Below are 14,729 nucleotides of genomic sequence, written 5' to 3' on the forward strand. Positions count from 1 at the left end.
CACTCTAAAAGCGCAGACTCATATTTTTTAAAAGATTCGTGATAATTTTCCATTGAACCACCTTAGCCGTGTAACGCTTTCTATACGGCTTTATGCAGCCTTTAAGACATGCTAACGCCTTCTTTCTTATATAGTATTTATGGATAATAGCACTTATCTTTATGAAAAATAAAGAAACTAGGTATGAATATAAGTGCTGATACGCGCAATTAGGCAGCGAAAAGTAGGTTAATTAACTACGGAATGCTAATTTAATAAGCCTGTATGAATAAACAGGAAACATTTCGTAATGAAGTCCCTATTTTTACTTAGTGTTAAAGAATATATGCTTATGCGGCATTATTCGAATAAGACCATCGAAAGCTACCTATTTTGGATCAAGCGTTATATCGCTTTTCATCAGTTTGCACATCCATCTAAGTTATCAGAAGACGATGTGGTTAAATTTCTTAGCCACCTCGCTGCCAAAGATAAAGTCGCAGTGAAAACACAAACTTTAGCCCTCAATGCGATTGCATTTCTATACCGAGATTTTTTCAAGACACCGCTCTCATTAGAGATGCGATTTCAAAAGTCACTGACTGAGAGAAAACTTCCTGTGGTATTAACACGAGACGAGGTCCGCAGGTTTATTCAACATGTCGATCCCAAATACAAGCTTCACTCACTTCTGCTCTATGGCTCCGGGCTTCGATTGATGGAGTGCTTAAGATTAAGAATTCAGGACATTGATTATGATTATGGTGCAATTCGTGTCTGGCAAGGGAAAGGTGGAAAGAACCGTACGGTAACATTAGCAAAAGAGCTACATTCTCCCCTAAAAGCACAAGTGGATCTCGCTAGAAGTTATTATCATAAAGATTGTCACATGCCTGGCTACGCAGGTGTTTATATTTCAGAGGGGCTACAGCGTAAATACCCAAACGCACAGTTGGACTTTAACTGGCACTTTCTATTTCCGTCAGCAAAACTAAGTGTTGATCCGGAAATGGGTGAGTTAAGAAGACATCATATCAATGAGAGTGCGATTCAAAGAGCCGTTAAACGTTCAGCTTTGGATGCGAATATTGAAAAATCGGTAACGTGCCACACGCTAAGGCATAGCTTTGCAACGCATCTACTCGAGGCAGGTGCCGATATCAGAACGGTTCAGGAGCAATTAGGTCACTCGGATGTCAAAACCACACAAATCTATACCCATGTCATAGAGAGAGGAGCAAGTGGCGTTCTTAGCCCTCTTTCCAATCTTTGAAAAACAAAAGCCACCGAGTTGGTGGCTTAAGATATAAATGACACTAAGTGGCTTAGTGGCGTTCACCCAGTTTCACGTTACCTTTGGAATCAAACCAAAGTGCTTGTGAACGACGGCGACCAATCAGCATGGGACCATCATCATAGAATAGGAAGTTCTTCCAATGCTTTTTGAAGATAGACCACTTAGTTTCGATGACGTTGTACTTTTCGTAACAGAAATAAACCGTCACATCGTCTTGCCAGTCGATATGTGCTTCCACTTCAGCAGGCATTTCTGGCTCATCCGATTCCCACTCAGCCATCCAGTCGACAGTGTCTGACCAGTTGGACTCTTTCATCGGCCAATCTTGAGAGCTCAAACGGTCCATATCAGGGCTTTGTGCACTGATGTTCTCTTTCCAGAACTGAGCGGAGCGAGCCTGACTCATCGGCTTTATCTGCGCTAAGTCTTCTTCTGGTACCGGCATCGACTGGTGAGTAAAAATCCATTTTCTTTGGTATTCGTCCAAAGGCAAATAAGACATTCAGTCTCCTTTATTACGACTTCAGCCAACCTTTATCGGTGGCATCTTCAATTATTTCTTTCGCTTTGTCCCACAATGTGACAGAGCCAAGTTCAATTCTTTTGTTAATAGTAAGCGCTTGTTCACGCGTTACGCCATGTTCTTGCCAACTTTGACCGTTATTATGATAATTCAGAAGCATTGGTATTAAACGGTCGAGGGCTTTTGCATACTTTGCATCATCGGTCTGTGCGGCTTCGAACTCGTGCCACAGTGCCAATAACTCTTGGCCTTGTTCGCTAGGCAACATACCAAACAAACGTTCAGCGGCTTTGATTTCTTTCTCCGCCTGCTCTTTAGAAGCGGACGTATCATAAACAAAGGTGTCGCCCGCGTCGATCTCTACAACATCGTGGATCAACAGCATTTTCATGACTCGGCAAATATCGACGGGGGCATTGGCATGTTCCTCCATCAAGACGGCCATCAGGGCTACGTGCCAACTGTGTTCTGCACTGTTTTCCAGACGCCCTTCCGCGCTTTTCACACGGGTTCGACGAAGCACACTTTTCAACTGATCCAACTCTATTAATAGCTTTAGCTGCTTATCTAGTCTTTCCATATCATCGAGCCTTTGGTTGCCAGTCAGGTTTAGTCAGTGAGGTTAAGATATGATCTTGCCACTCGCCATCTATCAGAAGATAGTCCTTCGCATAGCCTTCTTTATTAAAGCCAACATGCTCCAGAACCGCTTCGCTGCGTTTGTTGTGTGGCATGTACCCTGCCTGAATTCGATGCATATTTTGCACGTCGAACATGTAATCACAAGCCATTTTAAGACCACGACGCATGTATCCGTTACCTTGCGCCGTTTGGGCAAGAGAGTAACCAACGCTGCATGAATGAAATGGAAAACGAACCAGACCGCTGAAGGATATTGTCCCTAACATGCGTTGTTTTTGGGTATCAATGAGAAGACAGTAATAGCCAAGCCCCTGTCGATGAAGTTCGTTTAGCTTAATTAGCTTCTGTAGCCAGCCATTGACGGTAAAAAATGCCTCTTCACGGGTTGGCTCAAATGGTTTTAAGTACTCTCGGTTCACCTGAAAGTACTCGGCGATCATATCTGCGTCAGCGATTTCAGCTGTGCGCAGCAGTAAGTTCCCGTCCAACTTATGAACGGCGACGGATGAACTTTTATCTTCCATTACAAATGACAACGTCCGTTTTCTCTTCGTTCAGGATTAATTCTTACGAATCCCGTAATCACGCAGTTTATTAGCAATTGACGTATGCGACACATTCAAACGCTTCGCCAGCTTTCGACTTGATGGGAATGACTGATACAAACGCTCAAGGATCTGGGACTCATAGTCACGCATGATCTCATCCAAAGAGCCATCTAAATTGAGTGTCGCACTACCACCACCAACCGATTGAGGTTGTGGCAAATTAAAGTGTTCAACCTTCAATAAATGCCCATCCATCTCGGTTAATGCGCGTAAAACCATATTATCGAGCTGACGCATGTTTCCTGGCCATTGATAATTGGCTAATCCATCGACCAAATCCGCGTCAAAGTCCGGCTTATCAATACCTAATTGTTGTGCGTGCTTAGTCACAAACAGATCTAATAGTGGAGCCACATCATTGGAGCGCTTACGTAAAGGAGGAATGGTCAACGTCAGTACGTTTAGGCGATAGTATAAATCTTCACGGAACATCCCCGCTTCCGACAGCTCAGCAAGGTTGTGCTTAGTAGAGGCGATAATACGCACATCAACGTGCATTTCATCCTCTGCGCCAACTCGACGGAAGTTACCATCTTGAAGGAAACGCAGCAGCTTGATTTGCAAGTGGGAGCTCATCTCACCAATTTCGTCCAGGAAGACGGTGCCACCGTTCGCTTGCTCAAAAATACCTTTGTGCCCTTGCTCGTGGTTAAATGAGCCTGGCGCATGACCAAACAATTCAGTTTCAGCTACATCATCCGGCATAGACGCGCAGCTCAGTACGAGGAAAGGCTTGCTCGCTCGGCTAGATCGGCTGTGACACGCTTTTGCCAACATTTCTTTGCCGGTGCCAGTTTCACCTTCGATCAATAAAGGTTGATCAAGTACTGCTAACTTTTTGGCTTGATTCATTAACGCTTTATGGCGATTAGATAAACCAACAAAATGTTCAAAACCAAGCGGGTTATGCAGTGGCACCGCTTCTTCAATTCTTGACACTTGCTGGCTGGAACGAATAGTGATCAGCGTGCTCGCCAGTGTCGAGTTCTGAGCTTCATCCTTGATGTAAACCGGCATCAACTCGAGAATATAATCCAAGCCATCAATAACCAGATTTTCACGAGTTCTCGCATTCACACCTTCAGACCAGCGAGAAAAACGCATGCTCGGCAGTAGCGTACCAATTGGAGTGCCGATCACCTCTTTTTTATGCAAACCAAGTAAAGAGAGCGCAGACATATTCGCCATATCTACCGCACCTTTAAGGTCGATAGCAAAGACAGGATCGGGTAAGTTATCCACCAGCGAAAGAAGCTCTGTGTTATGGCGCTCCATTGGCATAAATTGGATTTTACGTACGTCTTTAACCCCTGAAATACGGCGGATTTCGGCCATTAATTCACTAAAGGTATCGAAATCAATGTCCGGGCAGTTCAAGTAAATGATGCCGATGATATCAATTTCAATACCGCGTAAATCGATATTTTTAGACGCTAAAATATCGAGCAATTCTCGGGTAAGACCGAGTCTATCTTCACATAAGACTTCAAGACGCACTGAAAATATCCCAATTCACAACTGTCAGGAAAAGTTGACAGTAGTTTCTATCAAGCTTGTTATCGCGTCAAGCAATCCTACCTTTCAAAGGTGATATTGGTTACGGTTTCATTGTGATTGATGCAACTTTCGCCACTACCGCTTTACGAATTGTGCCTAGTTTGACCTGACGTTCAGGATACCAAGGTAACGGGCGAAGCAGTGTCATCGCTTTTAACCCTAAGCGAGCGGTGAGAATACCGACACCAAGCCCCTGCCCTGCGCGTGCTGAAACTTTACCCGCAAGATCCATCGACATCAAATCCATACCGGCATCAATCGCTAACTCACTCGCACCGGCGGCAGCCATATTCACAAACACCGCTTTAAGCAGTTTTATTCGCGACGCATAGCCCAGTTCGACGCCATAGACTTTCGATAAATTGTCGATCATTTTGAAGTTACGCCAAGCAACCAAAAACATATCTGCAGCGGCGAGAGGGCTGACTGCAACTAACGCAGCGGATTCGGTGGCATGTTGAGACACAATTTTAGTGGCGAGCTTATCTTGCTGGCTAACCACCATTGAGTCGTACATATCGAGAATTTCAGCGTCGCTGTGCGCAGGGTTAACGCTGTTTTTCCAGCGGTCAAAGCCTGGATTTTCAGCCAGAACGCCACTTTGTTCAGCCACTTTTTCACAAAACGCTTTGCCCTTGCCCACGCTATCACTGCCAACAAGCAACTCGCTCTCTTCTTGAATACTGAAGTGATTTCTTAGTTTGCGCAGCTTCCACAACTCTTTGCCTAACGCGCCAATACCAAATGAGGCAATGGTCGTAATAAAACCTGCCCATCCCAATGCAAGCCAGTCGGATGTTTGAACCGCCGTGACAACTGAATCGATCGCCTGCCACCCGACCAGACCTGAAAACGCGGTAAGTAGCCCTGTCGCTAACCACTTTCGTCCGGGTTTAGGGCGAATCACATGCTCAAGCTGTAACTCCTGCTCTGTTTCAGGCAGCTCTTCTTGCACCGTGACGGGCACAAAAGTTTCTTGATCACTAAAGGCTTGTTGAGAAGTTAGATCCTCAGATACAGAGTCCTTTTCTTTCTCTAGTACATTGTCGGAGAAAACCTGCTTTTGTTTGAATTCACTCATTTCAACTTATCTCCGATCAGATAATCCAGTGCTTTGTCTAAACGTATGTGTTTCATTGGTTCATCACTTGCTGACGGCATTGGACGGAACGAAGTGAAATCAAAACCGCTGTTTTGCCAATACGCCGCATTGGGTAATTTCTTTGGCACTTCCCCCGGGAACATCGTCATCTGCTCACCTTCGAGCGTTGTGCCTTGCAAGGCAGGAATGCTCTTATCACCGGAAGCGATAAATCCCGGCGTTGTCGCCTGAATCGAGGCAATACTCATACAACTCATTTCGATATTTTCATACGCAGCGGTCTGCCAGGCAGGATGTACCATCTGTTGAAGTAAAGACACCAGATTCGAGTGTTGCTCTGGCGTAACATGGTCTGCTTTGGTTGCCGCAAAGAGGACTTTGTCGATCTTTGGTGAAAAAAGTCGACGAATAAAACTGCTGCGGCCGTAGCGGAAGCTATGCATGATTTGCTCCAGCGCCTGACGCATATCGTAAAACGCCTCATCTCCGGCATTTAAAGGCTGCAAGCAATCCACCAGCACGATCTGTCGGTCAAACGTCGCAAAGTGATGTTTATAAAATGCCTTCACTACTTTTTGCTGATACTCCTGGAAACGCGCTTCTAGCATCGCTAGATTACTGCCTTTAATCGGCTTAGTATCTTTCTCAACCCGACAAGGGAAAAACTGCAGAACCGGCGCTCCGGCCAACTCACCCGGCAGAACAAAACGCCCTGGTTGAACCCAATGCAGCCCTGAGTCTTTACAACCATGTAGATATTGCGTGTAAGAATGCGCAATACTCTCGAGCTGCTTTTCATTAACACTCTCGTTAAGGTCCAGGTTTTCCAGTTCTTCTAACCACGTTTCTGCCAACTGACTGCGTTGACCTTTTAGCGCATTAAACTGCGTTTGCGACCAGGTAGCGAAATCCATATCCAGAAGCGGCAAATCAAGCAACCACTCTCCCGGGTAGTCAATGATATCCACGTTGAGCACCGCGGTTTTGCTCAATAACTTTTTGGTGGTTTTATTCGGCTTATATTTCAGCGCCAGTCGAATTTCACTTACATCGCGCGTTGGTACCGGCCATTCTGGGGGCGTGGCATGAATTTGAGCGATGGCTTCGTCGTAAGCAAAACGGGGAACCATCATATTCGATTGAGGCTCACGTTTAGCGCCTATCAATCTTTTGTCTCTGGCCGCGGCCAGTAATGGCAAGTTATCGTGCGTCGCTGTATAAAGCAGCTGATCGACCAGAGAAGTAATAAACGCCGTTTTGCCCGCTCGGGATAAGCCAGTAACGGCGATTCGGACATTCGAGTCCATGCCGCGGTTGATAAAGTCATTCACTTCTTTTGTTATTCTTTTCATACTTTTTATTTATCTCATTAGTAAACGACAAAGGTATGAGTCTAATTTTACATACATTAATCAAAGATGAACAAACGACTCACAGCAAAAGGCATGGCCCAAGAACACAAAAGCCCCTGAGAATTCTCAGAGGCTTCGGTATTCTAACTGTCGATCAAACGATTTAAGCTTAAACGTTCTAATCTTCTTCAATCAGTTTGTAGATAACAAATAGCGCCACCTCTAGTACTACCCACAGTACACACGTGATCGTGACATATTTTTCATCAAAGATACTGATACCGTGAAGAATCAAGTCATAGCCAACAAAGCCACCCACCACAACAGCAAGAATAATTTGTAGAATTTGAATAAAACGAGGCATGCCGTCTCCTAATTATTATTGTTCGCATAACGTCTGTTGCTATGCCCAAAGGTTAATATACCTAGTATATAGACAAAAAGTGCAGTTTTCGCTGCACTTTTGTCAATTGTTTGCTAGGTAAATCAGCACCTTGTCACATTCTCAAGACTGAGACGTCCTCAAAGTGCCATTTACATTAAGCTTCCATCTCTTGGATTTTTACTTTCCAAGTGTCAGGACCAATCTGGTGAGCGTTCACACCGTTAGAGTCTACCGCGACTGTCACTGGCATGTCTTCTACTTCAAATTCGTAGATCGCTTCCATACCGAGATCTTCAAACGCAACGACGCGCGCTTTCTTAATTGCTTTCGCAACCAGGTAAGCTGCGCCGCCAACCGCCATCAAGTAAACCGCCTTGTGCTTCTTGATAGACTCAACGGTCGCAGGGCCACGCTCCGCTTTACCGATCATGCCCATAATGCCTGTTTCATCAAGCATCATGTCGGTGAATTTGTCCATACGAGTTGACGTTGTCGGGCCAGCAGGACCAACGGCTTCATCACCCACAGCGTCTACAGGGCCAACGTAGTAGATAAATTTACCTTTGAAATCGACACCTTCAGGTAGACCCTCACCATTTTGCAACATAGTCTGGATGCGTTTGTGTGCCGCATCGCGACCAGTAAGAATCTTACCAGAAAGAAGTACGGTCTCGCCGGTCTTCCACTGCTCAACATCTGCTTGTGTCACTTCGTCTAAGTTAACGCGACGAGTATTCGCGCCCGCTTCCCAAGTGATATCTGGCCACTCTTCAAGCTTAGGCGGCGTTAAGTCTGCCGGGCCTGAGCCATCTAGCGTGAAGTGAACGTGACGAGTCGCAGCACAGTTCGGGATCAGACACACTGGTTTAGACGCTGCGTGCGTTGGCGCTGTTTTGATCTTAACGTCAACTACGGTAGTCAGGCCGCCAAGACCTTGCGCACCGATACCAAGTTTGTTTACGCGATTGAAGATATCAAGACGAAGCTCTTCTTCTGCGTTTTGTGGCCCACGGTCGATAAGCTCTTGAATATCGATATGCTCCATTAGCGATTCTTTTGCCAGTACCGCTGCTTTTTCAGCCGTACCGCCGATACCAATGCCAAGCATGCCCGGAGGACACCAACCAGCGCCCATCGTTGGTAGTGTTTTTTCTACCCACTCGGCAATATCGTCAGATGGGTTTAGCATCACCATCTTAGTTTTGTTTTCACTGCCGCCGCCCTTCGCCGCGATCTGAATTTCAACCTTATCGCCCGGTACCGTATTGATGTGTACTACCGCTGGCGTATTGTCTTTGGTGTTAATACGTTTACCAGCAGGATCCATCAGAACCGATGCACGCAATGGGTTATCTGGATTCGTGTAGGCTTGTCGAACGCCTTCGTCTACCATTTGCTGAACCGTCATGTCCGTTGAATCCCACTGCACGCCCATGCCGATGTTGACAAAACACGTCACGATACCCGTGTCCTGACAGATTGGGCGGTGGCCCTCTGCCGACATGCGGGAGTTAATTAGAATCTGCGCAATCGCGTCTTTCGCGGCTTGGCTCTCTTCGCGGTGGTAGGCTTTTTCAAGGGCTTGAACAAAGTCTAGCGGGTGGTAGTAAGAAATGTACTGGAGCGCATCAGCAACACTGCTGATGACATCCTGCTTGCGAATTACCGTCATTACATGCCTCGTTATAGTTATGCTTCCATTACTGGCTTGGCTTCAATCGTGATTGTTGAGCGAGTTGCTCTTTTGAGCTTCATTTTTATAAACACATTTTATAAACAGTTGTCGAATGGCTGATATCGACATACACGAGTTACTGAAGTCGCCTTCTTGTATAGTAAAACCGCCTCTGAACCCTTTGTATAGAGGAAGTTTGGCTATACGGTGGAATATGATACTCTTGCTGCCCATGACATGCCATGCAGTGAACGATCTCTTTGTCACAAATTACACAAATGAACAACATGGATAATCAATTCATTGATTTTAAAGCGCTGGATTACGCACCAGACTTAACGCTTCACCTTTTTTCGCGTATTCAGCACCAGCCTTGGGCGATGTTGTTGCGTTCCGCGTCCCAGACTCACATCGATAGCCGTTTCGATGTGCTTGTTGCGAACCCGGTAGCAACGCTAGAAACCATTGCCGACAATACACACATCAAAACGCCAACAGACGCTTACACCTCGAGTGATGACCCGTTTACGCTACTGGACAAGTTGCAACAGCAATGGCTACCAAGTGTTGCTCTCGGTTCAGAGTGGGACCTGCCGTTTGTCGGCGGAACGCTGGGCTACTTCAGCTATGATTTAGGTCGCCGCGTTGAAGCCATGCCAGAGCTCGCAGAAAAAGATCTGCAGACTGCCGATATGGCGGTTGGCCTCTATGAATGGGCATTAGTTGTCGACCACAAACTCAAGAAGGCTTGTATGGTCGGGCAAAATATTGCTCAAGCTTGGGATTGGCTAGATACACAAGCCGAAGTAAAGGATGCAGATTTCAGTTTGACCGGACCTTGGCAATCCAATATGACCGAGCAATCGTACGGCACTCGCTTTAATCGCGTGCAGGAGTACCTGCTGAGTGGCGATTGTTATCAAATCAACTTAGCGCAGCGTTTTAATGCACCTTACGCGGGCAGTGAATGGCAAGCTTATCTGAAGCTGGAATCCGCCAACCAAGCGCCTTTTTCTGCGTTTATTCGTATGCCTGAATCGTCTATTTTGAGTATCTCACCAGAGCGTTTTCTGGAACTGAAAGATCGCGTCATCGAAACCAAGCCGATCAAAGGTACGCGACCTCGCAGCCTGGATGCTGAGCAAGATGAGGCCAACGCCCATGACTTACAAACGGCGGAGAAAGATCAGGCTGAAAACCTGATGATTGTCGATCTACTGCGAAATGATATTGGACGCGTTGCCTCACCGGGTAGTGTTCATGTGCCAAAATTGTTTGATATTGAGAGTTTTCCGGCGGTGCACCATTTGGTGAGTACTATCCGTGCTGATTTAGATGAGCAATACTCTCCTGCGGATTTGTTGCGAGCTTGCTTCCCTGGCGGTTCAATCACTGGCGCACCTAAAGTGCGTGCGATGCAGATCATTGAAGAGCTAGAACCTCATCGACGCAGTGCTTACTGCGGCAGTATTGGTTACATATCTCGCCATGGTCGCATGGACACCAGCATTACCATTCGAACTTTGGTTGCAGAAAAAGGTAACTTGTACGCTTGGGCTGGCGGTGGCGTGGTCGCAGACAGTGAATGTGCAGCCGAGTATCAGGAAACACTCGACAAGCTGTCGAAAATTCTGCCGGCATTAAAGTAACACCAAAGCTAGTTTCTCCAGGTAATACCGCGACGCCTCCATATTTGGAGGCGTGTTCGTCCTCAGGGCATTTATTACCTTAACGTCTGATTTACTCTTGGTGAGTACCGATATAACCTCAATAAGATACTCAACGAGAAGGCCAAACTTCTCTATAATTATCAATAGGTGTCAGACAGAAGGACGTAACTTGGTCATCAATAAAACGAAACTGCTGCAAAACTTTCAACTGCAGTTGCCCACTGGTTATCACAAAGAGTCACTCGCGCGCTTAAGCTTTTTAAAAGACAAGCCACTGCGTGACGCGGCGGTGTTGATCGGATTTGTTGAACGACCAGAAGGGTTACAGGTCATTTTGACCAAACGCGCAGAGCACTTGCGCCATCATCCGGGCCAAATCAGCTTCCCCGGCGGCAAATTTGAACCTGAAGATATTCACTTAGTAAATACTGCCATTCGTGAAACCAAAGAAGAAGTGGGTATCGACAATCAGTACATTCACGTATTCGGCCAGTTACCCAAACTACCTACAATTAGCCGCTTTAATGTCACGCCCTTCCTGGCGTTCGTCTCTCCGGACTATACGACTCACATTGACCCAAATGAAGTCGAGTATGTGTTCGAAGTACCAGCCAATCATATTCTGAATCCCAACAAACTCTACAGCACTAAATTCAAACTTAAGCAAACCAATCACCGTGTGTTCGCCATTCCTTATCGCCAGCACTTTATTTGGGGTATGACGGCTCAAATTATTGAGTCGATGCAAAAGCACATCATGTCGAAGTAACAGTGTGCAAATTTTGCTGGTTCACCTTAGATCCCTGCTCAGTATCCCACCTCAATAACAGCTCATTTACATTAGATTAATTTATCATTTCTAAAGCAAACGGTTGCCTTGATCAAAATACACACAAATTACTTATCGCATTAGATTTTCTAATTTTAAACATTAGCAATAATCACTAGTAGCACGTCGTTTTCGTGATGAAAAACAGGTTTTTGATATATTGTTCAATAAGCCCGAGCAATACATGACGTAGATCTAATTTTCTCAATGTAAAATCTTGCAAAATTGCACCCGACTTATTTCCTGTTCCCAAAATGAGTAAACAAAAAATGAATTCAATCAATTCTGCGGTTGCTACCGCACAATCGTCTAGTAAGTTTTCTTACAAAGACTTCACCTGGTGTCTGTCGTTATTCGGTACAGCAGTAGGCGCAGGTGTACTATTCCTACCAATTAAAGCCGGTGCGGGTGGCTTTTGGCCATTAGTAATCCTAGCCCTAATTGCGGCACCAATGACTTGGTTCGCACACAAATCTCTGGCTCGCTTCGTTCTTTCTGCAAAGAACCCTGAAGCGGATATCACTGACACAGTAGAAGAGCACTTCGGTAAGACTGGCGCCAACCTTATTACTTTCGCCTACTTCTTCGCTATCTATCCAATCGTACTTATCTACGGTGTCGGTATTACCAACACGGTTGACTCATTCCTGGTTAACCAAGTAGGCATGGAATCTATTCCTCGCTGGTTGCTGTCTGGTGCTTTGATTTCAGCAATGACAGCTGGTGTGGTATTCGGTAAAGAGTTAATGCTGAAAGCAACGTCAGCAATGGTTTACCCACTGGTATTTATCCTGCTAGCGCTGTCTTTCTACCTGATCCCTGACTGGAACACGTCGATGATCGAAGTATCGCCAAACTGGGGTGACATGCCTTCAATCGTTTGGTTAGCAATTCCAATCATCGTATTCTCATTCAACCACAGCCCTATCATTTCTCAGTTCTCGAAAGAGCAACGTCGTGTGTACGGTGAAAATGCAGTGAAGAAAACTGACGCTATCACTGGCGGCGCGGCGATGATGCTGATGGGCTTTGTGATGTTCTTCGTGTTCTCTGTGGTTCTTTCTCTGTCTCCAGAGCAATTAGCAACTGCACAAGCACAAAACATCTCGGTTCTTTCTTACCTGGCGAACGTTCACGAATCACCACTGATCTCTTACTTAGGTCCACTGGTTGCATTCGCAGCGATTACTTCAAGCTACTTTGGTCACTTTCTTGGTGCTCATGAAGGTCTGGTTGGTCTTATCAAATCTCGCTCTAATACACAGGTTAGCAAGATCGAGAAAATTTCTCTGATCTTCATCGTACTGACGACTTGGGTAGTTGCTATCGTTAACCCAAGCATCCTGGGTATGATTGAAACAATGGGTGCGCCAATGATTGCGGCAATCCTATTCCTGATGCCTGTTTTCGCAATGCAAAAAGTGCCAGCAATGGCGAAGTACAAAACGTCAACACCTGTGCAAATTTTCACAGCAATTTGTGGTCTTGCAGCGATTAGTTCTGTAATCTACGGCGCGCTTTAATCTCAGCTGAAATACCAGCGTGATTAATCGAAAAATATAACGATAAAAATTAAGCCTCCCAAATCCCCTTGGGAGGCTTTCTTCTGAGGTAATCGATATGATTAGTGTATTTGATATCTATAAAATCGGTGTTGGTCCTTCTAGCTCACACACTGTAGGCCCAATGAAAGCGGGTAAAGAATTTATTGATGATCTTCGTGCAATGGGAAAATTACGCGACATCACTAAAATCACCGTGGACGTTTATGGATCACTATCACTGACAGGGAAAGGTCACCACACAGATATTGCAATTATCATGGGTCTTGCAGGCAACTCCCCTGAGAAAGTTGATATCGATTCTATTCCGGGCTTTATCGCTCGAGTAGAAGAAACTGAACGTCTTCCTGTTGGCATGCACTGTCATACAGTTTCATTTCCACGTGAAGGTGGAATGAACTTCCATAAGACTAACTTAGATCTTCATGAAAACGGTATGCAAATCCACGCCTGGATTGACGAAGAAAAAGCATACTCAAAAACCTACTACTCTATTGGTGGTGGTTTTATCGTTGATGAAGAAAACTTTGGTAAAGAAGTCGAGAACCCAATTAAGGTTCCTTACGCATTTACCACGGCAGAAGAGCTGGTAGGCCAGTGTCGAGAAAGTGGCCTGTCTATCAGTGCGCTTACCATGAAAAATGAACAAGCGCTTCATTCTGATGAAGAGACTCGTACCTACTTTGCGAACATCTGGCGCACCATGCGTGAGTGTATGGATCGCGGCATGAACGAAGAAGGCATTCTACCGGGTCCACTGCGTGTGCCTCGTCGTGCAGCTGCACTTCGCCAACAACTGCTTACTTCTGAGAAAACTACCAACGACCCGATGTCTGTGGTTGATTGGGTAAACATGTTTGCTTTTGCAGTCAACGAAGAAAACGCAGCAGGTGGCCGTGTGGTTACAGCACCAACGAACGGTGCGTGTGGCATTATCCCAGCAGTACTGGCTTACTACGACAAGTTTATTCAAACCGTATCAGAGAAAGACTACATCCGTTACTTTGCCGCCTCAGGTGCAATCGGCGGCCTGTACAAGCGCAACGCTTCAATCTCTGGTGCAGAAGTTGGCTGTCAGGGTGAAGTTGGTGTGGCATGTTCTATGGCTGCAGCAGGCCTTGCTGAACTGATGGGTGGCAGCCCAGAGCAAGTGTGTATGGCGGCTGAGATTGCAATGGAGCACAACCTTGGTCTGACTTGTGACCCAGTAGCCGGTCAGGTACAGGTTCCATGTATTGAGCGTAACGGTATCGCGGCGGTAAAAGCGATTAACTCGACTCGTATGGCGCTACGTCGTTCTTCTGCTCCGACGGTATCTCTGGATAAGGTTATCGAAACCATGCTAGAGACAGGGAAAGACATGAACGCCAAATACCGCGAAACCTCTCAGGGTGGTTTGGCAGTAAAAGTTATCTGCTAGTCCCAACTCTCTGTACATCAAGCCTGAGCTATCTGCTCGGGCTTTTTTGTATTTGCGCTTAGCATATCCATAATTTGGGTCGTCCAGATACAACAAAGGCAAGCGATGGGCTTGCCTTTGTTTCTGAG

The 14,729-nt window shown here is 45.9% G+C and carries 13 protein-coding genes; 5 read left to right on the forward strand and 8 right to left on the reverse strand.

Annotated features, from left to right (window positions below):
* The first annotated feature begins 289 nt into the window (after nucleotides 1-289).
* On the forward strand, nucleotides 290-1,252 hold the full coding sequence (locus RXX31_RS21235; RefSeq protein ID WP_317591674.1) for an integron integrase: 963 nt from the start codon (nucleotides 290-292) through the stop codon (nucleotides 1,250-1,252).
* 52 nt (nucleotides 1,253-1,304) lie between these two features.
* Here RXX31_RS21235 and RXX31_RS21240 read toward each other — a convergent pair whose 3' ends face one another.
* The 8 genes from RXX31_RS21240 to RXX31_RS21275 form a co-directional block, all read right to left on the reverse strand.
* Nucleotides 1,305-1,778: a DUF2947 domain-containing protein gene (locus RXX31_RS21240; protein ID WP_317591675.1), complete on the reverse strand. Its 474-nt coding sequence runs from the start codon at nucleotides 1,776-1,778 to the stop codon at nucleotides 1,305-1,307.
* Nucleotides 1,779-1,791: 13 nt separating this feature from the next.
* A complete protein-coding gene (locus RXX31_RS21245) occupies nucleotides 1,792-2,379 on the reverse strand; it encodes an HD domain-containing protein (protein WP_317591676.1) in 588 nt (195 codons plus the stop codon).
* A 1-nt stretch (nucleotide 2,380) separates the two neighbouring features.
* Nucleotides 2,381-2,965: a ribosomal protein S5-alanine N-acetyltransferase gene (gene rimJ / locus RXX31_RS21250; protein ID WP_317591677.1), complete on the reverse strand. Its 585-nt coding sequence runs from the start codon at nucleotides 2,963-2,965 to the stop codon at nucleotides 2,381-2,383.
* A 36-nt stretch (nucleotides 2,966-3,001) separates the two neighbouring features.
* Complete coding sequence (tyrR, locus tag RXX31_RS21255; protein WP_317591678.1) at nucleotides 3,002-4,546, reverse strand: transcriptional regulator TyrR; 1,545 nt, start codon at nucleotides 4,544-4,546, stop codon at nucleotides 3,002-3,004.
* A 100-nt stretch (nucleotides 4,547-4,646) separates the two neighbouring features.
* Nucleotides 4,647-5,687, reverse strand: a complete 1,041-nt coding sequence (locus tag RXX31_RS21260; protein WP_317591679.1) for a TIGR01620 family protein — start codon at nucleotides 5,685-5,687, stop codon at nucleotides 4,647-4,649.
* Nucleotides 5,684-7,060, reverse strand: a complete 1,377-nt coding sequence (locus tag RXX31_RS21265) for a YcjX family protein (RefSeq protein ID WP_317591680.1) — start codon at nucleotides 7,058-7,060, stop codon at nucleotides 5,684-5,686. Before RXX31_RS21265 ends, RXX31_RS21260 begins: the two co-directional genes overlap by 4 nt.
* A 178-nt stretch (nucleotides 7,061-7,238) precedes the next feature.
* Nucleotides 7,239-7,424: a hypothetical protein gene (locus tag RXX31_RS21270; protein WP_014232347.1), complete on the reverse strand. Its 186-nt coding sequence runs from the start codon at nucleotides 7,422-7,424 to the stop codon at nucleotides 7,239-7,241.
* A 175-nt stretch (nucleotides 7,425-7,599) separates the two neighbouring features.
* Nucleotides 7,600-9,117: a fumarate hydratase gene (locus RXX31_RS21275; RefSeq protein ID WP_317591681.1), complete on the reverse strand. Its 1,518-nt coding sequence runs from the start codon at nucleotides 9,115-9,117 to the stop codon at nucleotides 7,600-7,602.
* A gap of 290 nt (nucleotides 9,118-9,407) precedes the next feature.
* Between RXX31_RS21275 and pabB the strand changes: the two genes are divergently transcribed.
* The 4 genes from pabB to RXX31_RS21295 all read left to right on the forward strand — a co-directional run bounded on the left by pabB (nucleotide 9,408) and on the right by RXX31_RS21295 (nucleotide 14,601).
* Nucleotides 9,408-10,769: an aminodeoxychorismate synthase component I gene (pabB, locus tag RXX31_RS21280; protein WP_317591682.1), complete on the forward strand. Its 1,362-nt coding sequence runs from the start codon at nucleotides 9,408-9,410 to the stop codon at nucleotides 10,767-10,769.
* Nucleotides 10,770-10,959: 190 nt separating this feature from the next.
* Nucleotides 10,960-11,559, forward strand: a complete 600-nt coding sequence (locus tag RXX31_RS21285) for a CoA pyrophosphatase (protein ID WP_317591683.1) — start codon at nucleotides 10,960-10,962, stop codon at nucleotides 11,557-11,559.
* A gap of 329 nt (nucleotides 11,560-11,888) precedes the next feature.
* The gene (locus RXX31_RS21290) at nucleotides 11,889-13,142 is read left to right on the forward strand and encodes an aromatic amino acid transport family protein (protein ID WP_317591684.1); all 1,254 of its coding nucleotides are present in this window, start codon (nucleotides 11,889-11,891) and stop codon (nucleotides 13,140-13,142) included.
* A 97-nt stretch (nucleotides 13,143-13,239) separates the two neighbouring features.
* A complete protein-coding gene (locus RXX31_RS21295; protein ID WP_317591685.1) occupies nucleotides 13,240-14,601 on the forward strand; it encodes an L-serine ammonia-lyase in 1,362 nt (453 codons plus the stop codon).
* Nucleotides 14,602-14,729 lie beyond the last annotated feature (128 nt).

It is taken from the genome of Vibrio sp. EA2 (genome assembly GCF_033042495.1).
Taxonomy (GTDB): domain Bacteria; phylum Pseudomonadota; class Gammaproteobacteria; order Enterobacterales; family Vibrionaceae; genus Vibrio.